This is a genomic window from Streptomyces sp. NPDC050619, assembly GCF_040654815.1.
GTDB lineage: Bacteria > Actinomycetota > Actinomycetes > Streptomycetales > Streptomycetaceae > Streptomyces.
The window spans coordinates 1-23,226 of the sequence record NZ_JBFAIR010000067.1 but is presented as its reverse complement, the minus strand read 5'-3'; the positions used below and the strand labels follow the sequence as shown (position 1 = coordinate 23,226).

Sequence of the window (23,226 nt, the reverse complement as noted above, 5' to 3'; positions counted from 1 at the left end):
CGCCGTGTGCCCCGAGCCTCAGCTCGGGGCACACGGCGTTTCGCCGTGGCGGAGTGCCGGTGGCGAACTACCAGACGACGGGCAGCTCCGACATGGTCACGCCGTATCCGCCCTCGGAAAAGGGAAGTTCCTCGGGAGCCGTGGCGAGGGCGAGGTCGGGGAAACGGTCGAGCAGCGCGGTCAGCATCAACTCCAGCTCGGTTCGGGCGAGGTGTATGCCCAGGCAGAAGTGCCGTCCCGCGCCGAACTGAAGCGTCCCGGGCGACTTGGGGCGGTCGAACTTGACCTGCTCGGGGTCCGGGAAGGCCTGCGGGTCGTACGCCGCCGCGACGAGCGGGGTGAACACCCCCTGCCCAGCACGGACGGTGCCCGAGCCCGAGTCCAGCTCGACGTCCTCGGTGGCCATCCGCATCAACCCCGTGGCGCCGCCGCCCGGCGGGTTGTGCCGCAGCAGCTCCTCGATCGCCGTGGGGATGAGCGACCGGTCGGCCTGGAGGGTCTCCCACAGGTGCCGCTCGCGCAGCAGCGTGAAGACCATCCGGCTGATGGAGTTGGCGATGGTCTCGTTGCCGCCGATGATCAGGGTGCGGATGGTCGACACCAGCTCGTCCTCCGACAGCCGGTCGTCCACGTCACGCGCGTTGATCAAGTGGTCGATCAGGGCGTCGCCCGGTTCGGCGCGCCGCCGTCGGGTCAGCGCCACCACGTAGTCATTGAAGTCGGCCGCCGCCTTGTCCAGTTCCTCACGGGGCATGGCGAACGAGAGCCAGGCGGAGACCCAGGTGAGGAGCTGCTCGCCGTCCTCCTCGGGAATGGCCAGCATCTTGCAGGTCAGCCGGGTCGGCAGCTTGTACGCGAAGGCCATGAGGTTCGCCGGCCGGCCGTCCCGCTCCATCTCGTCGAGCAGCCGGTCGATCTCCTCGCTGATCTGCGGGCGCCAGCCCTCGGCGCGGCGCGGGGTGAAGGCCGAGGCCAGGATCCGGCGCAGTCGCAGGTGATCGTCACCGTGCATGTTGAGCAGGATGGTGGGGTCCTCGAGCATGAGGAGGTTGTGGAACAGGCGCGGCGCGTCCGGTGCGGACAGGTCTCGGGTGAAGCGGCGGTCATCGCTCATGATCTGCTGGATGTCGGCGTGCTTGAGCGCCAGCATCGCCCGGTCACCGGTCGGCAGGGTGACCTCGCTCAGCGGACACACGCCGCGCCGACGGGCGAACTCGGGCGGCGGCGAAGACATCGGCCCATCCGGAAAGGGAAAGGGCGCGGGTGCCTCCGCGGGTGCTGCTTCCGTCGCTGAGGAGGGCGAGGACTCGGACATGGCGTAACCCTTCTGGGGTGGATCGGACTACCAGGCGGCCGGGAGGCAGGGCATCCCGACGTTGAAGTTGGTGTGGTCCCAGGGGAGTTCCTCGGGCGCGATGGTCATGTGCAGCGTCGGGAACCGGTCCATCAGGGCACTCAGGGCGATCTCGATCTCGGCCTTGGCCAGGTGCGCCGCGGGGCAGTAGTGCCGGCCGGCACCGAACATCATGGTCGGCGTCGACTTGGGACGATCGAACTTGAGCTTCTCCGGCTCGGGGAAGGCCTCCGGGTCGTGCGCGGCACCGATCTGCGGCGTCGACACCCACTGCCCCTTGCGGATGAGGGTGCCGGAGGGCAGCTTCACGTCCTCCGCGGCCATGCGCAGGATGCCCACGGAACCACCGCCGGGCGGGTTGACGCGCAGCAGTTCCTCGATCGAGCCGGTCAGCAGTGAGCGGTCGGCGACCAGCTTGTCCCAGTACTCGTGCTCGGAGAGAAGGGTGAACAGCGACCGGCTGATGCCGTTCCCGATCGACTCGAGCCCCGCGACGACCATGGAGCGGATCATCGACTCCAGCTCGGCGTTCGACATCCGGTCACCCTCATCATGGGCGTTGACCAGCACGTCGACCAGAGCTGTGCCCGGGTTGGCCCGCGACCGCTCCACGGTTTCCGCCACCCATGCGCTGAACTCGGCCTGTACCGCCGCCATCTCGTCCTGCTCGGCTATGGCGACCCAGGTGCCGACCCAGCGGACGAGACGGTCTCCGTCCGAGTCGGGCAGGCCGAACTGGCGGAGGATGAACTTGACCGGCAGCTTGTTCGCGAACTCGGTCATCAGGTCGGTCGGCGAGCCCTTGGCCGCTATCTCGTCGATCACCTCGTCGACGAGCTCGCGGATTTCCGTACGCCATCCCTCGACGCGGCGCGGGGTCATCGTGGGGTTGACGATCCGACGCAGCCGGAGGTGCTCCTCGCCATCCATGTTCATGACGAGCGTGGGGTCCGAGAGGACCTCCATGTTGGGGAACATCTTCGGCGAGCCCGGCTTGGAGAGGTCGCGTACGAACCTGCGGTCGTCGCTCATGATCGCGTGGATGTCGGCGTGCGTGACCGCGAGCAGCACCTTGTCGCCCACCGGCAGGGTGACCTCGCTGATCGGGCACTCCGAACGCCTGCGGACGAACTCGGGGGACGGGCGGCCCATCGGTCCATCCGGGAACGGGTACCGGTCGGGGCCTGTCGGAAAGGGAAACGGGGCGGCGGCGGCCGCGGGCTCGGCGGTATCGGACGCGGCAGACGCAGCGGGCTCGGACACGGTGGACCCCTTTTGATGGACGGAGCTCAGTCAGCATTCGGCGTCGATCGTCGGCCGCCGGTCTTAGGCAGGCCTAAAGCAGTCCTTTGGGACCGCCTACCGGCGCATTCCTCGCATACGACTCAACTCAGCTAGTAGGGAACGCTCCCGTACCGTATTCTGTGAAGCGACTCAACTACCTGCGCGAGTAAGGATTTTGAACTGATGAGTGATGTGAGGCTGGGCATCGGACGACTTGGGCTGTGGACGAATCAGTTCGACAACCTGCCGATTTCGCAGGCCATCGAGGCCACCCGGGAAATCGAGGAGCTGGGGTACGCGGCGCTCTGGCTGGGCGAGCTCTCCGGGCGCGAGGCCCTGACCCAGGCCGCGCTGCTCCTCGCGGCCACGTCCCGGCTGACCGTGGCCACCGGCGTGGCCACGGTGTACGGACGCGACCCGGTGACCATGGCGCAGGCGCAGCGGACCCTGACGGAGTCCTTCGGCGACCGGTTCGTGCTCGGTCTGGGGATCAGTCATCCGTGGTTCGTGGAGCAGATCCGGGGCGTGAAGTACGGACCCCGCGTACCGACGATGCGCGGCTACCTGGACCGGATGGACGCCGCCCCGTTCGGCCCTCCCGGAGCGGGCAAGGGCGGGGCCCGGGTCATCGGGGCCGTCGGACCGAAGATGCTCGCCCTGGCGGCCCAACGGACCGCCGGCGCGGTGCCGTTCGGCATGCCGGTCGAGCACACCGCGCGGACCAGGAAGCTGATGGGACCGGACGCCTTCCTGGGCGTGATCCAGGCGGTGCTGCTCGGCCCCGACGACCGTACGACCCGCGACAAGGCCTACTCCCACGTCGCGGAGTCACTCCCGAACCGGGCCGACATGCTGCGTGAACTCGGCTACTCCACGGACCTGTCCGGCCCGGACGCGGACCGCCTGGTCCGCGCCCTGGTCGTCAGGGGCGGCCAGAGCGCGGTCGCCGCCCGAATCCAGGAGCACCTGGACGCGGGCGCCGACCACGTCTCCCTGTCCGTGATCGGCACCGCGGCCGATGAGCTGCCGCGGCGTCAGTGGCGCGAGCTGGCGGGCCTCACCGGCTGACGGCGGGCTCGCCCGCGACGGCGTCCCGGTCAAGCGGCCAGGTCGGCGGAGAGCTCGTCGAGCAGGTGCCGCACCAGCGACCGGGGCGTCGGATGCTCCATGACGACCACGGGCGGCAGTTCCACGCCCGTGCTGGCCACCAGCGCATTGCGCAGTTCAAGAGCCGTGAACGAGGACATCCCGACCTCCAGGAAGCTGAGCTCGATGTCGACCTCGTCCACGGAGGCAAAGCCGAGGACCACAGCCGACTGCGTCCGCACCAGCTCGAGCAGCAGCTCCTGCGCAGCCGCCTCGTCCAGGCCGGCCAACTTACCCCGCAGCACCGCCGGTTCATCGGTGCCCGCCGCCTGGGCCACCACGGGCCCCGTGCTGTGCGGACGCGGCGTCGCACCGCGCTCCTTCCGCCAGGCGGCCAGGGCGGGCAGCACCGCCCCCAGCGGCTCGAGCAGCTCCGTGTCCGTGTTGAGGACCGCGGCGAGGGCCGCCGGATCCGCGGCGTCGACGGCGGCCCACAAGTCCGCGTCGAACCCGGTGGGCTCGCCGGTGTCGTGCAGCCAGTAGCGGTCGCGCGCGAAGGCGTACGGCGGCAGGTCGGTGTGCGCGCCGTCGGTGCCGAGCAGCCGCGGCCAGTCGACCTCGACGCCCCGCACATGGGCACTGGCCAGCGCGGTGGTGAGGACGGTGACCTCCGGGCGGCCACCCCGCAGCAGGGGGGCCACCACGGCGGGCGGGGTGGCCAGGCACTCCTGGACCAGGCCGGACAGCACCGCCTCGGGGCCCAGCTCCAGGAACCGGTCGACCCCGTTCTGCTCCAGCCAGCGGACACCGTCCAGGAACCGGACGGTCTGCCGGACGTGCCGGACCCAGTAGTCGGGCGAGCACAGCTCGTCGGCGGTGGCGAGCTGTCCGGTCACATTGGAGACGACCGGAATCGTCGGCGGCGCGTAGCTCAGTCCGGCCGCGAGTTGACGGAACTCTTCCAGGATCGGGTCCAGGTGGTGCGAGTGGAAGGCGTGGCTGACCTTCAGTCGCTTGGTCTTGACGCCCTGCCGGCGCCAGTGCGTCGTCAGGTCGGCGACCGCGTCGGCGTCACCTGAGATCACGGTGGCCTGTGGTCCGTTGATGGCCGCGACCCCGACCCGCCGACCGCTCGGCAGCGACTCGTGCACCCGCAGGTGGTCGGCGGCCACCGCGACCATCGCGCCGCCCGCCGCCACGGACTGCATCAGCCTGCCGCGCCCCGCCACGAGGGAGCAGGCGTCGGGCAACGAAAGGACCCCGGCGACATGGGCCGCCGCGAGTTCGCCGATCGAATGGCCGATCAGGTAGTCGGGCCGCACCCCGAGCTGCTCGACCAGGCGGTACAGGGCGACCTCCACCGCGAACAAGGAGGCCTGGGTGTAGACGGTCTGGTCGAGCAGGGCGGCGTCCGCCGAACGCACCGGAGCGAACAGCACGGACAGCAGCGGCCGCTCCAGATGCCGGTCGAGCTCCCCGCAGACCTCGTCCAGGGCCGCCGCGAAGGGGGGCACCGAGTCGTACAACTCCCGTCCCATGCCGAGGCGTTGGCTGCCCTGACCGGTGAACAGGAAGGCCATCGCGCCGGTGGCGGAGGCCTGGCCGCGGACCACACCGACCGCCGCCTGGCCGGTGGCGATTCCGCGCAAGCCCCTGAGCAGGGCTTCCCGGTCCTCGGCCACCACCGCGGCACGGTGAGGGAAGCGGGTGCGCGCCGCCAAAGTGGCCGCGACGTCGGCCGAGGCGACGTCGGGACGGTCGGCCAGGAAGCGGCTGAGCCGGTCGGCGTTGTCCCGTACGGCGGCCTCGGACCGGCCGGAGAGCAGCCACGGCCGGGAGCGGGGCACCAACGTCCCCTGCCCCTCGGTGTGTTCGTCGTCCGGTGCCTGTTCCACGATCAGATGGGCGTTGGTCCCGCTGATGCCGAAGGAGGAAACGCCCGCCCGGCGCGGGGTTTCGCCCCGCGGCCAGGGCACCGGCTCGGTGAGCAGCCGTACGTGCCCGGCGGTCCAGTCCACGTACGCGGACGGGGTCTCGGCGTGCAGACTGACCGGCAGCTTCTCGTGCCGCAGCGCGAGGACGGCCTTCATCACACCCGCCACACCCGCCGCGGCCTGGGTGTGCCCGATGTTCGACTTGATCGAGCCGAGCCACAACGGCCGGTCGGCCGGGCGGTCCTGGCCGTAGGTGGCGAGGAGCGCCTGTGCCTCGACCGGGTCGCCCAGGGTGGTGCCGGTGCCGTGCGCCTCCACCACGTCCACGTCCTGGGCGGCGAGCCCGGCGTCGGCCAGCGCCTGCCGGATGACCCGCTCCTGGGACGGGCCGTTGGGAGCGGTGAGCCCGTTGCTCGCGCCGTCCTGGTTGACGGCCGAGCCACGGATCACCGCAAGCACCTGGTGCCCGTTGCGCCGAGCGTCGGAGAGCCGTTCCAGGAGCAGCAGTCCGGCGCCCTCGCCGAAGCCCGTGCCGTCCGCCGCCTCCGAGAACGGCTTGCACCTGCCGTCCGGGGACAGCCCCCGCTGACGGCTGAAGTCGGTGAAGACCGCCGGGGTGGAAAGGACCGTCACGCCACCGGCAAGCGCCAGCGTGCACTCCCCCGTCCGCAGGGCCGAAATCGCCAGGTGCATCGCGACCAGCGAGGAGGAGCAGGCGGTGTCGACGGTGAGCGCCGGGCCCTCCAGGCCGAAGGTGTACGCCACCCGGCCCGAGGCGATACTGGTCGCACTGCCGCTGCCCAGGAAGGCCTCGTGCTCGGCGGGGACCGTGCGCAGCCGCGTGGCGTAGTCGCCGTACATCAGCCCGGCGAACACCCCGGTCCTGCTGCCGCGCAGGCTCGCCGGATCGATGCCGCCGTGCTCGAAGGTCTCCCACGCGACCTCCAGGAGCAGTCGCTGCTGCGGGTCCATCGCGGTGGCCTCACGCGGGCTGAGCCCGAAGAAGGCCGGATCGAACTCGTCGGCGTCGTACAGGAACCCGCCCTCGCGGGAGTAGGTGGTGCCGCTCTTGTCGGGGTCCGGGTCGTAGAGCCGCTCCAGGTCCCAGCCGCGGGCGGTGGGAAACGGGCCGACGGCGTCGCTGCCTTCGGACACCAGGTCCCACAGCTCCTGCGGGGTGCGGACCCCGCCCGGGAACCGGCAGCCCATGGCGACGATGGCCACCGGCTCCGGTGTGGCGGACTCCAGTTCCCGTACCCGTTCTCGGGTCTGGTGCAGGTCGGCGGTGACCCATTTCAGGTACTCGACGAGCTTTTCTTCGTTGTCGCTCATGCGGGCCTCCGGCCTAGCTCCTGATCGATGAAGGCGAAGATGTCGTCGGTCGACGCGGCGCTGATCCGGTCGGCGACCTCGGTGGCTGCCGGGGCGGCGTCCCACTTCGCAAGGATCCGCCGCAGTCGCCGGGTGACCGCCGCACGGACCTCCGCGTCACCGGAGGCCGTGGCCAGGCCGACGTCGAGCCGTTCCAGCTCGTCCAGGAAGCCCTGGGGGTCGGTCGGCGGCGCGGTCTCCTCGGGGGCCAGTGCCGTCACGATGTGCCCGGCGATGGCCGCCGGGGTCGGGTGGTCGAAGACCAGCGTGGCCGGCAGCCTGAGGCCGGTCGAGGCGTTCAGTCTGTTGCGCAGTTCGACCGCGGTGAGTGAGTCGAAACCAAGGTCCTTGAAGGCCCGTTCCGGGTCCACCGTGCTCTCGTCCGCGTGCCCGAGGACCGCGGCCACCGTGGAGCGGACCAGGTCCAGGGTGACCTCGTGCTGCTGCTCCGCGGGCAGTCCGCGCAGCCGCTGCGCCAGGTCCACCGTGCGGGAGTGCTGTGCCGTGCGGGACGGCGTCCGCACCAACCCTCGGAAGAGCGCGGGGAGTTCACCCGCGGCGGCCGCGGCGCGCAGCGCGGGCAGGTCAAGGGCTGCCGGTACGACAGTGGCGGCGGCGCCCGCGAGGGCCTCGTCGAACAGCTCGAGGCCCTCGTTCGAGGCCAGCGCACGTGCTCCGCCACGGTTCAGTCGGGACAGCGCGCCGGAGCCCAGGTCGCCGGTCAGACCGGAGGCCTCGGCCCACAGGCCCCAGGCCAGGGAGAGTGCGGGCAGACCGGCGGCACGGCGCCTGAACGCCAGCGCGTCCAGGAAGGCATTGGCCGCCGCGTAGTTGGCCTGTCCGGCGTTGCCCAGGGTGCCCGCCGCGGACGAGAAGAGCACGAAGGCGCCCAGTTTCATCTCGCGGGTCAGCTCGTGCAGATGCCATGCGGCGTCCACCTTCGGGCGCAGGACCGCGTCGAGGCGCTCCGGAGTGAGGGACCGCAGCACGCCGTCGTCGAGCGTGCCGGCCAGGTGCAGCACGGCGCTCAGCGGATACGCCGGGTCCATGCCGTCGAGGACCGCGGCCAGGGCGTCGCGGTCGGCCACGTCGCAGGCGACCAGATCGGCCCTCGCACCGAGCGCACCGAGGTCCTGGAGGAGTTCGCCGGCGCCGGGGGCGGCGGGGCCCTGACGGCTGAGCAGCAGCAGGCGTCGTACGCCGTGTGCGCCGGCGAGGTGGCGGGCGAGCAGCGAACCGAGCGTTCCGGTCGCGCCGGTGACCAGGACGGTACCCTCCGGATCGAAGGCGGCAGCGGAAGCGGTGTCCGGACCGGGTGCCGACCGCACCAGGCGCGGAATCCTCAACTCTCCTTCTCGTACGGCGAGTTGGTTCTCGTCTGTGGCGAGCGCGGCATCCAGCATCCGGGCAGCGGGGGCCGCCGCACCCTGCTCCGCCAGGTCGATCAGCTTGATGCGGTCCGGGTTCTCCGACTGCGCCGAGCGGGCCAGGCCCCAGACCGCCGCCGCGGCCGGATCCGGCACCGATTCGGCCGGCCCCGTCGCCATCGCGCCCCTGGTCACCAGCGCGATGCGGCTGCCTGCCAGGCGCTCGTCGGCAAGCCACTCCTGCAACCTGCCGAGCACGCGGCCGACCAGGCCTCGCACCGTGTCCGGACCTGTCTCCCCCTCGCCGGAGACCGGGAGCACCAGCCAGTCGGGAGCCTGCCCCTCGGCCAAGGCCGAAAGGGCCGGGTACGGCAGGCCGAACGGGTCCGGTCCCGCGACGGCGACGCGGACACCGGGCGCCGGTTGCGGCAGCGGAACCGCGGACCAGGCCAGCGCGTACAGCGAGCGGTCGTCGCCGCCGAGGGCCCGCAGCTGATCGGCCGGCATCGGCCGGACCGAGATCGAGTCCACGGCGGCCACTGGAGCGCCGCTCTCGTCCGCGATCAGCAGGGACATGGTCCGCGGGTCGCCGTCGACGGGCGAAAGACGCACCCGTGCGCCGGACACGGCCCCCCGGTGCAGCCGGACGCCGTTCCAGGCGAAGGGCAACGTGACGGTGTCGGACACCTCCCCGGTCGCCATCGCGTGCAGACAGGCGTCAAGGAGCGCCGGGTGGAGCACGAAGCCGCCGCTGTTCTCGTCGGCGGGCAGTGTCACCTCCGCGAACAGCTCGTCCCCGGCCCGCCACAGGGCCCGCAGTCCGCGGAAGGCGGGCCCGTACTCGTAGCCCTGGGCGAAGAGGTCGGCGTACCGGCCGTCGATGTCCACCTGCTCGGCCCCCGCCGGAGGCCACTCGACGCCCGGAGCGCCCACCGTGTCGACGGACTCGCCCGGCGAGAGCGCACCGGTGGCGTGCCGGACCCACTCGCTGTCGGCGCCGTCCCGTGAGTAGATCTCCACCGTGCGGGTGCCGGAGCCGTCGGGGTGGCCGAGGGCGACCTGAAGCTGGACGGCCTCCTCCTCGGACAACACCAGCGGTGCCTCCAGGGTCAGTTCGTCGAGCAGGGCGGTGCCGGCCTGGTCACCGACGTACAGCGCCAGGTCGACGAACGCGGTGCCGGGCAGCAGTACGGTGCCGGCCACCGCGTGATCGGCGAGCCAGGGATGTGTCCGCAGCGAGACCGAACCGGTGGCCACCAGGCCTTGGTCTGCGGCCAGTTCGACACTGGCGCCGAGCAGCGGGTGCGCGACCGGGGAGAGCCCGAGTCCGGCGGCGTCCGCCGGGGCCGTGCCGGTCTCCAGCCAGAACCGCCGGCGCTGGAAGGGATAGGTCGGCAGTTCGACCCGGCCGCGCGCCGACTCACCGAGCAGCGGGGCCAGTTCGAGCGGCGCGCCCAGGGTGTGGGCCTGGGAGACCGAGAGCAGGAAGCGGCTCAGGCCGCCCTCGTCACGGCGCAGCGAGCCGACCACACCGGCCGTCGAATCCGCCGCCTCCAGGGTCTCCTGGATGCCGATGGTGAGCACCGGGTGCGGGCTGGACTCCACGAACAGCGTGTGGCCACTGGCGGCGAGCCGTGCGATCACAGCCTCCAGACCGACGGTCCGGCGCAGGTTCGTGAACCAGTACTCCGCATCGAGCTCGGTGCCGCGCAGCGTCGTACCGGTCACCGTGGAGTGGAAGGCGATCCGGGCCTCGCGGGGCGTGATGCCCGCCAGGACCTCGATGAGCTCATCGCGGACCTCGTCCACATGCGCCGAGTGCGAGGCGTAGTCCACCTGGATCCGGCGGGCGCGGACCCCTTGTTCGACGCAGGCGTCCAGGAAGTCGCCCAGGGCCTGCGCATCGCCCGACACGACGGTCGAGTTGGGGCCGTTGACCGCGGCGACACCGATGGTGCCGTCCCACGGTACGAGCAGCTCGCGGACCTCGTCGACCGGCAGCGGTACGGCGCCCATGCCGCCCTTGCCCGCCATCCGCCGGGCGATCAGCCGGCTGCGCAGCGCCACCACCTTGGCCGCGTCGTCGAGGCTCAGTGCGCCGGCGACGCAGGCCGCGGCGATCTCGCCCTGGGAGTGTCCGACCACTCCGACCGGGCGCACACCGTAGGACTGCCACAGCTCGGCCAGCGAGACCATCACCGCGAACAGGGCCGGCTGGACCACGTCGACACGGTCGAGCGAGGGCGCGCCCTCGTCGCCCCGCAGCACGTCGAGCACCGACCAGTCCGTGTACGAGGACAGCGCCGCCGCGCACTCGGCGAGCCGCTCGGCGAACACCGATGAGCGGTCGGCCAGTTCCAGCGCCATCCCGGCCCACTGCGAGCCCTGGCCCGGGAAGACGAACACGGCCTCCGCCGGGTCGCCTGCCTGGCCCTGGACGAGCTGCGGTGCGGACCGGTCGGCGAGCAGGGCGTCCAGGCCCTGGAGCAGTTCGGCGTGGTCGGCGGCGACGATCACCGCCCGGTCCTCGAAGACGGACCTGGTGGTCATCAACGCATCGGCCAGATCGGCGAGTTGGAGCTCCGGCGCGCCGGCCGCCAGGTCACGCAGCTGGCCCGCTCGGTCGCGCAGCGCGTCGGCGCCCCGGCCCGACAGGGCGATCGGCACGGGCCCGGTGAAGGGTTCGGGCCGCGGGGCCGGGTCCTGCGCCGGGGCCTGCTCGAGGACGATGTGCGCGTTGGTGCCGCTGATGCCGAAGGAGGACACGGCGGCCCGGCGCGCATGACCGCGCTCCGGCCACGGCTGATCCTCCGTCAGGAGGCGGACCGCTCCGTCGGACCAGTCCACCTCGGCGCTGGGCTCGCTGACGTGCAGCGTCCTGGGCAGGCGTCGGTTGCGCATCGCCTCGACCATCTTGATGATCCCGGCGACGCCCGCGGCGGCGAGGGTGTGACCGATGTTCGACTTGATCGAGCCCAGCCACAGTGGCTGCTCGGCGGACCGGCCTCGGCCATAGGTGGCAAGGAGGGCCTGCGCCTCGATGGGGTCGCCGAGGGCGGTGCCCGTGCCGTGCGCCTCGACCGCGTCCACTTCCTGCGTGGACACCCCGGCATTACGGAGCGCCGCCCGGATCACCCGCTGCTGCGAAGGGCCGTTCGGCGCGGTGAGGCCATTGCTCGCACCGTCCTGGTTGACCGCCGATCCCCGTACGACGGCGAGAATCCGGTGCCCTTCGCGCACCGCGTCGGACTGCCGCTCCAGGAGCAGCATCCCGGCGCCCTCGCCCCAGGCGGTGCCGTCGGCGTCCGCGGAGAACGCCCGGCACCTGCCACCGGGGGAAAGGGCGCGCTGCCGGCTGAACTCCACGAAGTTGCCGGGGCCGGCCATGATGGTCACGCCACCCGCGAGAGCGAGTTCACACTCGCCCTGCCGCAGCGCCTGCGCGGCCAGGTGCACCGCGACCAGCGAGGACGAACACGCGGTGTCCACGGTGACCGCCTGGCCCTGCAGCCCCAGGGTGTACGCGATGCGGCCCGAGGCCACGCTCGTGGTGTTGCCGGTGGACAGGTAGCCCTCGAAGTCCTCCGGAACGTGCGAGAGGCGCGAGGCGTAGTCACCGGCGATGACACCGGCGAAGATGCCCGTGTTGCTGCCGCGCAGCGCGGCCGGGTCGATGCCGGACCGTTCCACGGCCTCCCACGAGGTCTCCAGGAGCAGCCGCTGCTGCGGATCCATCGCGGTGGCCTCGCGGGGGCTGATCCCGAAGAAGGCGGGGTCGAAGGCGTCGGCGTCATGCACGAAGCCACCGGCGCGTACGTAGGACTTGCCCACCGCGTCCGGGTTCCCGTCGTACAGGCTCTCCAGCTCCCAGCCGCGGTTGGTGGGGAACGGGCCGATCGCGTCGGCCCCGTCGGAGACGAGGCGCCACAGGTCCTCCGGCGATGCGACTCCGCCGGGATAGCGGCAGGCCATGCCGACGATGACGATCGGGTCGTCGGACGCCGCGGCCAGGGGGCCGCCGCCGGTCGGCGCCACACTCTCCTGATCGCCGAGCAGCTCGGAGCGCAGATGGCCGGCGAGGGCGAGCGGCGTCGGGTGGTCGAAGACCAGGGTGGTGGGCAGCCTGAGGCCGGTCGCGGTGTTCAGCCTGTTGCGCAGTTCCACCGCGGTGAGCGAGTCGAAGCCCGACTCGGTGAAGGCGCGGGCTGCCGTGATCGCCTCGGGTCCCGAGTGGCCGAGCACGGTCGCGGCCTGCGCACGGACCAGGTCCACGAGCCGCCGTTCCTGCTCGGCCTGCGACAGACCGGCGAGTTCGACGGCCGTCGAGGCGGCGCCGCCGGCCTCGCTGACCGCGCGCCGGCTCGGCGTTCGCAGGAGCCCGCGCAGCATGCCGGGGAGTTCGCCCGCCTCGGCGAGCCGGCGGACGGCGGACAGGTCGAGGGCCGCGGGGACCAGGAGAGCGCGGTCGCCCTCGGCCGCCGCGAGGAAGGACCGCAGCGCCTCGGCGTCGGCCAAAGGGCGGACCGCGCTGCGGCCCAGGCGCGCCTGGTCGCCGGAGGCGAGGTCACCGGCCATGCCGCCACCTGCCCACGGGCCCCAGGCGAGCGAGGTCGCCGGCAGACCGCGCGAGCGGCGCAGCAGCGCGAGGCCGTCCAAGAAGGCGTTCGCCGCCGCATAGTTGGCCTGGCCCGCGTTGCCGCTGAGTCCGGCGAGCGAGGAGAAGAGGACGAACATCGCGAGGTCGCTGCCTGCGGTGAGTTCATGCAGGTGCCAGGCCGCGTCCACCTTCGGACGCAGGACGTGGTCAAGGCGCTCGGCGGTCAGGGACCCGACCAGGCTGTCGTCGATGACGCCCGCCGCGTGCACCACGCCGGTGAGCGGGTACGCGTCGGGCACCGAGCCGAGGAGCGCCGCGAGGGCCTCGCGGTCGGCTGTGTCGCAGGCCTCGACGCGCACCTGGGCACCGGCAGCGGTCAGTTCGGTCCGAAGCTCCTCGGCACCCTCGGCCGCCGGGCCGCGCCTGCTGGTGAGCAGGAGGTGCCTGACACCTCGTTCGGCGACCAGGTGCCGGGCGACCCTGGCGCCGAGCGACCCGGTACCGCCGGTGATCAGCACGGTGCCCTCGGGGTCGAGCCGCGACGGCACCTGGAGGACCAGTTTGCCCACGTGCTTGGCCTGACTGAGGAAGCGCATCGCTTCCGGCGACCGGCGTACGTCCCAGCCGGTGACCGGCAGGGGGCGCAGGACGCCCCCCTCGAACAGCCGCACCAGCTCGGTCAGCATCTCCTGTATCCGGGCCGGGCCGGCCTCCATCAGGTCGAACGCCTGATACGTGACGCCGGGGTGGTCCGCGGCGACCTGCCCGGGCTCGCGGATGTCGGTCTTGCCCATCTCCAGGAAGCGCCCGCCGCGCGGCAGCAGCCGCAGCGAGGCGTCCACGAACTCACGTGCGGTGGAGTCGAGTACGACATCGACGCCACGTCCGTCGGTGGCCTCCAGGAACGTCGCCTCGAAGTCCAGCGTCCGCGAATTGGCGAGGTGGGCGTCGTCGAAGCCCTGCTGTCGCAGCACCGGCCACTTGCCGGTGCTCGCGGTGGCGTAGACCTCGGCGCCCAGGTGCCGGGCCAGCTGTACGGCGGCCATGCCGACACCACCGGCGGCGGCGTGCACGAGGACCGACTCACCGGACCGCACCTCGGCGAGGTCGACAAGTCCGTAGTACGCGGTCAGGAACACGATCGGCACCGACGCCGCCTGCCCGAACGTCCAGCCCGCCGGAATCTTGGTGATGAGGTCGCGGTCGGTGACCGAGCTGGGGCCGACGCCACCGGACAGGAGTCCCATCACGGCGTCCCCGGGTGCCAGATCGGTGACGCCGGGACCGACGTCCAGGACCACACCGGCGCCCTCGCTGCCGATCAGCGCCCGGTCGGGGTACATACCGAGGGCGATCATGACGTCGCGGAAGTTGAGTCCCGCGGCACGGACCGCGATCCGTACCTGCCCCTCGCCCAGCGGCTCCGCCGGGGGCACCGCAAGCAGCTCAAGGGCCTCCAGCGTGCCTGGGGTGCGCACATCGAGCCGCCATGCCTGCTCGGTGGCCGGCGCCTTGAGCAGGTCCTTGGCGTTCGGACGCGCCAACTGCGGCCGGTAGGCGACGCCCTGACGGATGACCAGCTCGCTCTCGCCCCCGGCTACGGCGGCCTCGACGGCCTGCTCCGACTCCGGGCGCCCGTCGACGTCGACGAGGACGAACCGGCCGGGGTTCTCCGACTGCGCGGTGCGCACCAGGCCACGTATGGCCGTCGCGGCCAGGTCCACGCTCGTGTCGCCGGGCAGCGCCTGAACGGCGGACCGGGTCAGGATCACGAGACGGCTGTCCTTGTGCCGCTCGCCGGACAGCCACTCCTGCACCAACCCCAGGGTGCGGGCGGCCAGTCGGTGCGTGGCGTCGACGACGTCGACGGCGGCGTCGGCATCGGCATCGGCATCGGCATCGGCATCGGCATCGGTGTCGGTGTCGGTGTCGGGCGAGACCGCGGCCTCGCCGAGGCGGGCGACCACGAGCCCCGGCGTGCCCGGGTCGAGGGCCGTCAGCGTGTCGAGGTCGTGGAGTTCGCGCAGGCCACCGGTCGCGCGCGCGTTCTCCTCGTACGGGGCGGCGGTCCACTCCAGTTCATAGAGGGCCTCGGGGCCGGAGGCCACCGCGGAGGCGATCCGGTCGGCCGCGACGGTCCGCAGCGTCAGGGCGCCGACCCGGGCGACGGGCTGCCCGGCGTCGTCGGCGACGAGCAGGGAGACCGTGTCGTCACCGGTCCGCGTCAGCGCGACCCGGGCCCGGGTGGCACCGGTGGCGTGCAGGGCGATGTCCGTCCAGGCGAACGGCAGCCGCACCGAACCGGACGGCGAGTCCTGCGCGGTCAGCGCCAGGGCGTGCAGGGCGGAATCGAGGAGCGCGGGGTGCACGCCGAACCCGGTGGCCGCCTGGTGCTGTTCCTGCTCCAGTTCGACCTCGGCGTACACCGTGTCGCCGGACTGCCAGGCGGCACGCAGGCCTGCGAACGCGGGCCCGTAGTGGTAGCCCAGTGCGGCAAGCCCGTCGTAGAAGCCGTCCACGGAGATCGCGGCGGCGCCCCTCGGCGGCCACTGCGCGAGGTCCTCCGGCTCCGCACCGGGCGCCTCGGTGAGCGTGCCCGTGGCGTGCCGGTCCCAGTCGGCCTCACCGCGCCGTGAGTGCACGGCGACGGCACGACGACCGGCCGCGTCGGGCTCGGCCACGGTCACCTGTATCTGGACGCTGCCGGTCGCGGGCAGGGCCAGCGGCTGTTCGAGGGTGAGTTCCTCGACGGTGGCGCAGCCGACCTCGTCACCCGCGCGGATGGCGAGCTCCAGAAACGCCGTCCCGGGAACGAGGACCGTCTCACCGATCGCATGGTCGGCCAGCCACGCGTGGGTGGACAGCGCGATCCGGCCGGTGAGGATGAGCGAGTCGCTGTCGGCGGGCTGGACCGTGGCAGAGAGCAGGGGATGGTCGGCGGCCGCCAGACCGAGTCCTGCGGGGTCGCTGCCGATGGGCTTCTTCAGCCAGTAGGAGCGGCGTTGGAAGGCGTACGTGGGCAGGTCCACCGCGGCCGCGCCGTGGGGATAGAACTTCGCCCAGTCCACCTCCACCCCATGCGCATGCACACCCGCGAGAGCCGACAGGAACGCCCGCCGCTCGGGCTGCTTACGCCGCAACAGCGGCACCACCACAACCGAACCAGCGGAATCGGCGGATTCAGCGGCATCGTCCTCGCCGGCGAGGCATTCACGTACCAGACCCGACAACGTCGCATCCGGACCCAGCTCCACAAACGCCGACACCCCCAAACCCCGCAGCGTCGCCACCCCATCAGCGAACCGCACCGCCGAACGCGCCTGCACCGCCCAATACTCCGCGGTGAACTCCTCCACCAGCCCACCCGTCACATTCGACACCACCGGAATACGCGGCACGCCATACGTCAACTCACCGGCAACCTGGGTCAGTTCATCCAGCATCCCGTCCAGACGAGCCGAATGAAACGCATGACTCACCGCCAGACGCGTCGCCTTCACCCCCGCCGCCCGCGCCACCTCCACCACCTCAACAACCCCAGCCTCATCACCCGACACCACCGTCCCCAACGGACTGTTCACCCCCGCCACACCCACACCCACACGACCCTCAAGCCACCCCACAACCCGGCCCTCACCCGCACCGACAGCAGCCATCGCACCACCCGCGGGCAACGCCTCCATCAACCGCGCCCGCGCACACACCAACCGCGCCGCATGCCCCAACGACAACACACCCGCCACATGCGCCGCCGCAATCTCACCCACCGAATGCCCCACCACATAATCCGGAACAACCCCGTAATGCGACACCAACCGGAACAACGCCACCTCAACCGCAAACAACGCAGGCTGCGTAAACCCCGTCCGGCCCAACAACTCGGGACCCGCCTCACCCGAAATCACCGAAGCCAGCGAACAATCCAAATACATATCAAGAGCCGCACACACCTCATCGAAAGCAGCCGCAAACACCGGCTCACTCCCATACAGTTCCCGACCCATCCCCAACCGCTGACTCCCCTGCCCCGAAAACAAAAACGCCAGCCCACCACCGGAAACAGGCTCACCCGGCATCAACGCCCGCAGTGAATCCAGGAGTTCACCACGGCTCTCCCCCACCACCACCGCACGATGCTCGAACCGGGCACGCGACACCGCCAGCGAACGCCCCACCGCCGCCACACCCAGCCCCGGCCGCTCCTCAACAAAAGACGCCAGCCGACCCGCCTGCTCCACAACAGCCGCAGCGGACTTACCCGACACCACCCACGGCACCAGACCACCGGCCGCGTCACCCGCAGCCTCCGCCGGCTCGGCCGCAGCCACCTCCTCCACAATCACATGCGCGTTGGTGCCGCTGACGCCGAAGGACGAGACACCGGCACGGCGCGGACGGCCCTGCTCGTCCCAGCCGCGGGACTTGGTAAGGAGCTCCACCGCGCCCGCCGACCAGTCCACTTCGGGGGTCGGCTCGTCCACGTGCAGCGTGGGCGGGAGCACCCCGTGCCGCAGCGCCATCACCATCTTGATCACACCCGCCACACCCGCCGCAGCTTGCGTATGACCGATGTTCGACTTGATGGAACCCAGCCAGAGGGGGTTGTCGTCCTGCCGGGCCTGCCCGTATGTGGAAATCAGCGCCTGCGCCTCGATCGGGTCGCCCAGCTTCGTCCCCGTACCGTGCGCCTCCACCGCGTCCACATCCGCCGCCGACAACCGCGCGTTCGCCAACGCCGCACGGATCACCCGCTCCTGCGACGGACCGTTCGGCGCCGTCAGACCATTGCTGGCACCGTCCTGGTTGACCGCCGAACCCCGCACCACCGCAAGCACCTTGTGACCGTTGCGCTCCGCATCCGACAACCGCTCGAGCACCAGCAGACCGGCGCCTTCCGCGAATCCCGTGCCGTCGGCGGAGGCCGACATGGAACGGCAGCGACCGTCCGGTGACAGCCCCCGCTGACGGCTGAACTCCACGAAGAGGCCGGGGCTCGCCATGACGGTGACACCGCCGGCGAGTGCGAGCGAGCACTCGCCGTCGCGCAGGGACTGTACGGCGAGGTGCAGCGCCACCAGCGACGACGAGCACGCCGTGTCGATCGTCAGCGCGGGACCTTCGAGACCGAAGGTGTAGGCGAGACGCCCCGAGGCCACGCTGGTGGTGTTGCCCGTAAGGAGGTAGCCCTCGAGTTCCTCCGGGGTCTCCCCCGGCCGTGTCGCGTAGTCCTGCGCGATGGCGCCGACGAAGACGCCGCCGGTCTGGCCGCGCAGCGATGTCGGGTCGATGCCCGCCCGCTCGAAGGCCTCCCAGGCCGTCTCCAGGAGCAGCCGCTGCTGCGGTTCGATGGCGTCCGCCTCGCGGGGGCTGATCCCGAAGAACTCGGCGTCGAACTGGTCCGCGTCGTGCAGGAAGCCACCTTTGGTGACGTAACTGCGGCCGACGGTGTCCGGGTCGGGGTCGTAGAGGGCCTCGGGGTCCCAGCCCCGCCCGGACGGGAAGTCGGTGATCGCGTCCACACCGTCGTGGACGAGGTCCCACAGCCCTTCCGGTGAGTCCACTCCGCCGGGGTAGCGGCAGGCCATGCCGACGATCGCGATCGGCTCGTGCCTGCCGGACTCGGCGTCGCGGAGCTCCCGGCGGGCCTTCTGCAGGTCGGTGGTGACCCGCTTCAGGTAGTCGCGAAGCTTCTGCTCATTGGACATCGTGTGTCAACACCTTCGAGAGAGAGGCCGGTCAGGCAGAGCCGAGTTCACCGTCGATGAAGTCGAAGATCTCGTCGTCCGTGGCGGACTCCAGATCCCGCTCGTCATCAGGTGCCGTACCGCTGAGGCTGTCGAGCGAGCGCAGCAGGTCCCGCATGCGGTCGGACAGCAGTTGGCGGGCGGCTTCGTCGAGGAGGTCGAGCTGGAGCCGGTCGAGGCCGGCCACGACCGACTTGGCGGTCGCCTCTCGCTGCGGGACGACCTGGGTGTGCAGGAAGGCGACGAGGGCCTGCGGGTTGGGGTGGTCGAAGACAAGCGTGCCGGGCAGCCGGAGGCCGGTGGCGTTGTTCAGCCGGTTGCGCAGTTCGACCGCGGTCAGCGAGTCGAAGCCGAGTTCTTTGAAGGCCCGGTCGGGCGTGATGCTCTGGGCGTCCGTGTGCCCGAGGACGGCTGCGACGGCGCCGCGCACCAGGTCCAGGAGGGCCTTGTGCTGCTGCGGTTCGGGCAGGGCGGCCAAGCGGTCGGTGAGCGAGGTGCCGCCCGCCGGACCCGCCTCGACGACCCTGCGCCGCGCGGGGCCGCTGACCGGCGTGTCGAGTCCGGCGAGGAGTTCGGGCACCTGCTGTCCGCTCGCCCGGAACCTGGCCATGTCGACGGGCGCGGCCACGACCAGCGGCCGGTGGAGCCGCGGTGCGGCGTCGTACAGGGCCAGGCCCTGATCGTCGGTGAGCGCGGCCATCCCCATCCGGTCCAGGCGCCGCAGGTGGGCGTCGTCGAGGTGCCCGGTCATCTCGCTGGTCTGCGCCCACAGTCCCCAGGCGAGGGATGTCGCGGGCAGGCCGAGCGTGCCGCGGTGCGCGGCCAGGCCGTCGAGAAAGGTATTGGCGCCGGCGTAGCCGCCCTGGCCCGCGTTGCCCATGACACCGGCCAGCGAGGAGAACAGCACGAAGAAGGACAGGTCCATGCCCTTGGTGAGTTCGTGCAGCTGCCAGGCGGCAGTGGCCTTGGCTCGGAACACCGTGGCGAGCCGCCGCGGGGTCAGGCTCTCCAGAGTGCCGTCGTCGATGACGCCCGCCGCGTGCACCACTCCAGTGAGCGGGTGCTCGGCCGGGATCGCGGCGAGCACCTCGGCGAGGGCTTCGCCGTCGGCCGCGTCGCAGGCGGCGATGGTCACCTCGGCCCCGGCGGCGCGCAGTTCGGCCTCGAGATCGGCGGCGCCGGCGGCCCGGCCGCCGCGTCGGCTGAGCAGCACGAGGCGGCGTACGCCGTGCTGCGCGACGAGGTGGCGGGCGACGAGTGAGCCGAGGACACCGGTGCCTCCGGTGACGAGCACCGTGCCCTCGGGGTCGGGCTGCCGCGGCACCGTCAGGATGACCTTGCCGATGTGGCGCGCCTGGCTGAGGTGGCGGAAGGCCTCCGGCGCACGGTGGATGTCCCAGGAAGAGATCGGCATGGGCCGCAGGGCGCCCTCGTCGAACAGGGCGCTGATCTCGTCCAGCATCTGGCTGATCCGCTCGGGACCCGCGTCCAGTACGTCGAACGCCTGATACCGCACGCCCTGCCAGTCGGCGGCGACCTCCTCGGGGTCACGGATGTCGGTCTTGCCCATCTCCAGGAAGCGCCCGCCGCGCGGCAGCAGCCGCAGTGACGCCTCCACGTACTCGTGGGCAAGGGAGTTGAGTACGACGTCGACGCCGCGGTCGCCGGTCGCGGCGAGGAAATGCTCCTCGAAGTCGAGCGTGCGGGAGTTGCCGATGCGGTCGTCGGAGAAGCCCAGGTCGCGCAGGGTCTGCCACTTGCCGGTGCTGGCGGTGCCGTACACCTCCACGCCCCAGTGCCGGGCCAGTTGGATGGCGGCGAGGCCTACGCCGCCCGTTGCGGCATGGACGAGCAGGGACTCGCCGGACCGCAGCTCGGCCAGGTCGGCCAGACCGTAGTAGGCGGTCAGGTACACCACGGGAACGCCGGCCGCCTGCGCGAAGGACAGCCCCTTGGGCATGGCCGCGACCAGCCGGTGGTCGGTGATGGCGACCGGCCCAACGCCGCTGGAGAACAGGCCCATCACCCTGTCTCCGGGGGAGAATCGGGTCACTCCCGGACCGGCCTCCAGGATCACGCCCGAGCCCTCGCCCACCGGCGGGCGCTCGTCGTCGGGGACCATGCCGAGTGCCAGCAGAACGTCGCGGAAGTTGAGGCCACCGGCGCGGACCGCCACCCGTACCTGCCCGGCCGCGAGCGGCTCGAGCACCTCGGGGCAGGCGGTGAGCGAGAGACTGTCGAGCTCGCCGCGGATGGTCAGCGACAGGCGCCACGGCTCCTGTCCGGCGGGCTCGGCGAGCACGGCGCTGCGATCGGCCCGCGCCAGCCTCGGCGCGAGGACCGTCCCGGTGCGCAGCACCAGCTCGGAGGTGTCGGCGGCGACCGCGCCCGGCAGGGCCTTCCGGCTGTCGGGGTGGTCGTCGACGATCACATGCTGGACCCGGCCGGGGTTCTCGGTGCGCGCGGTGCGGATCAGGCCGACGAGTGCGGCGTGCGCGAGGTCGCCGGACCGGGTGACCACACTCAACCGGGTCGCCGCGGTCCCGGGTACGGCAAGCCACTCCTGGAGGAAGCGGAGGGTGTCGGCGGCCAGCTTCCCGGCCGCTTCGGCGACGTCCCCTTCTCCGGCGGGTACGCACCACAGCGCCCGCTGCGGCACAGGGTCACCGGCCGTGGTGAGCTCCCCCGGACCGGCGTACCGCCCGAGGGAGACGTCCGCGGCGGCGAGCACCGGGGAAAGGCCGAGCTGGTCGGGTCCGAGCAGGGCCCACCGCGCCTCGGCCGGTATCCCGTCGGCCAACTCCGCGGGGACGAGGTCCACTCCGAACAGGGACGGATTCTCGGTGCCGCGGTCGGTGCCGAGCTGATCGGGGTCGACGGCCCGTACCGTCAGCGACTCCACGTACGCGACCGGGGCGCCCGACTCGTCGGCGATGAGCACCGAGATCGCGTCGGGGCCGGTGCGCGAGAGCCTGACCCGCACGGAGCGCGCACCGGCAGCGTAGAAGTGGACGCCGCTCCAGCTGAACGGCAGCCGGACCTGGTCCGTGTCGTCGGCGAGGCCGATCGCGTGCAGGGTCGCGTCGAGCAGTGCCGGGTGCATCGTGAACCCGGACGCGTCGGTCTCGTCGGCGAGCCGGACCTCGGCGTAGACGTCGTCACCGTCCTGCCAGGCGCCGCGCACTCCCTGAAAGCTCGGGCCGTAGTGGTAGCCCCGGCCCTCGAGCTGCTCGTAGAAGCCCTGCACGGGCAGGGGCGTGGCGGCGGGCGGCGGCCAGGCCGTCAGCTCCGCGGGCTGTTCGGGGGCCGCGTCGGTCATGGTGCCGGTGGCGTGCCGGACCCAGCCGCCATCGGCGCCGCTCGGGCGCGAGTGGATGCTCAGCTCCCTGCTGCCGTCCTCGCCTGCCGGCGCGAGCAGCACCTGGAGGTCCAGGTCTCCGCTCGCACCGAGCAACACCGGTGCGAGGAGAGTGAGTTCCTCCACGTGACCGCAGCCGACCCGGTCGCCTGCGTGGACGGCCAGTTCGACCAGGGCGGCGCCGGGCAGCAACTCGCTGCCGAGTGCTGCGTGCTCGGCCAGCCACGGCTGGGTGCCGCGCGAGAGGCGGCCCATGAAGACCAGGCTCTCGGTGTCGGCGGTCCGGATCGTGGCGCCGATGAGCGGATGCTCCACCCGCTGGAGTCCAAAGGCGGTGACATCACCGCCACCCGTGGTGCCGGTGAGCCAGTGCCGTTGGCGCTGGAAGGGGTAGGTGGGCAGCTCGACCGCTGCGCCCGGCCCGCCGAGGACGGCGGTCCAGTCGACGGCCACACCGCCGACGTGGGCCTCGCCGACCGAGGCGAGGAAGCGGTCCTGACCGCCGTCCTCGCGCCGCAGGGATCCGACCACCACGGCGTCCTCGGCTCCGGCCTCGTCGACCGTGTCGCTGATGGCCATGGTGAGCACCGGGTGGGGGCTGGCCTCGATGAACACCCGGTGGCCGTCCTCGACCAGACGACGGGTGGCCGGGACGAGTTCGACGGTCTGGCGCAGGTTGGTGAACCAGTAGGCGGCGTCGAGTTCTTCACCGCTGAGCGGCTCGGCGATGACCGTGGAGTAGAAGGTGATGTCTCCCTTGCGCGGCTCGATGTCGGCGAGCAGTTCCGCGAGTTCGTCCTTCAGCAGGTCGACCTGGGCGGAGTGGGAGGCGTAGTCCACCGGAATGGTGCGGGCCCGCACACCGTCGGCCTCGCAGCGGGCGACGAGGTCGACCAGGGCCTCGGGACGGCCGGATACGACCGTACTGGCCGGCCCGTTGTTGGCGGCGATGTCGATGGCGCCGTCGTATCCCGCGATGAGTTCCCCGACCTCGGCAGCCGACAACGCCACCGAGACCATGCCACCCGTGCCCGCCAGCCGCACAATGGCCCGACTACGCAACGCCACCACCCTCGCCGCATCCTCAAGACTCAACGCCCCCGCCACACAAGCCGCCGCGATCTCACCCTG

The 23,226-nt window shown here is 71.8% G+C and carries 6 protein-coding genes; 1 reads left to right on the top strand and 5 read right to left on the bottom strand.

What is annotated here, in order from left to right; all coding sequences use genetic code 11:
- Positions 1–67 precede the first annotated feature (67 nt).
- Complete coding sequence (locus AB0I77_RS50865; protein WP_363289833.1) at positions 68–1,234, bottom strand: cytochrome P450; 1,167 nt, start codon at positions 1,232–1,234, stop codon at positions 68–70.
- Between the two features lie 108 nt (positions 1,235–1,342).
- Positions 1,343–2,506 carry a cytochrome P450 gene (locus tag AB0I77_RS50860; RefSeq protein WP_363289832.1) on the bottom strand — a complete coding sequence of 388 codons (1,164 nt, stop codon included), beginning with the start codon at positions 2,504–2,506 and terminating at the stop codon, positions 1,343–1,345.
- Positions 2,507–2,821: 315 nt separating this feature from the next.
- Between AB0I77_RS50860 and AB0I77_RS50855 the strand changes: the two genes are divergently transcribed.
- On the top strand, positions 2,822–3,706 hold the full coding sequence (locus AB0I77_RS50855; protein ID WP_363289831.1) for a TIGR03620 family F420-dependent LLM class oxidoreductase: 885 nt from the start codon (positions 2,822–2,824) through the stop codon (positions 3,704–3,706).
- 29 nt (positions 3,707–3,735) lie between these two features.
- Here the strand turns inward: AB0I77_RS50855 and AB0I77_RS50850 are convergent, their stop codons facing one another.
- Genes AB0I77_RS50850 through AB0I77_RS50840 form a run of 3 tightly spaced genes read right to left on the bottom strand, consistent with a single transcriptional unit; the run spans position 3,736 to position 23,217 of the window.
- On the bottom strand, positions 3,736–6,990 hold the full coding sequence (locus AB0I77_RS50850; RefSeq protein ID WP_363289830.1) for a beta-ketoacyl synthase N-terminal-like domain-containing protein: 3,255 nt from the start codon (positions 6,988–6,990) through the stop codon (positions 3,736–3,738).
- Positions 6,987–18,698, bottom strand: a complete 11,712-nt coding sequence (locus tag AB0I77_RS50845; RefSeq protein ID WP_363289829.1) for an SDR family NAD(P)-dependent oxidoreductase — start codon at positions 18,696–18,698, stop codon at positions 6,987–6,989. The genes AB0I77_RS50850 and AB0I77_RS50845 overlap by 4 nt, the downstream gene beginning before the upstream one ends.
- 31 nt (positions 18,699–18,729) lie before the next feature.
- On the bottom strand, positions 18,730–23,217 hold the full coding sequence (locus tag AB0I77_RS50840; protein ID WP_363289842.1) for an SDR family NAD(P)-dependent oxidoreductase: 4,488 nt from the start codon (positions 23,215–23,217) through the stop codon (positions 18,730–18,732).
- Between the last annotated feature and the right edge of the window lie 9 nt (positions 23,218–23,226).

Coding starts and splice junctions, on each gene's coding strand:
- AB0I77_RS50865 (WP_363289833.1), bottom strand. CDS start 1,234: ATGTCTTCGCCGCCGCCCGAGTTCGCCCGTCGGCGCGGCGTGTGTCCG.
- AB0I77_RS50860 (WP_363289832.1), bottom strand. CDS start 2,506: ATGGGCCGCCCGTCCCCCGAGTTCGTCCGCAGGCGTTCGGAGTGCCCG.
- AB0I77_RS50855 (WP_363289831.1), top strand. CDS start 2,822: ATGAGTGATGTGAGGCTGGGCATCGGACGACTTGGGCTGTGGACGAAT.
- AB0I77_RS50850 (WP_363289830.1), bottom strand. CDS start 6,990: ATGAGCGACAACGAAGAAAAGCTCGTCGAGTACCTGAAATGGGTCACC.
- AB0I77_RS50845 (WP_363289829.1), bottom strand. CDS start 18,698: ATGTCCAATGAGCAGAAGCTTCGCGACTACCTGAAGCGGGTCACCACC.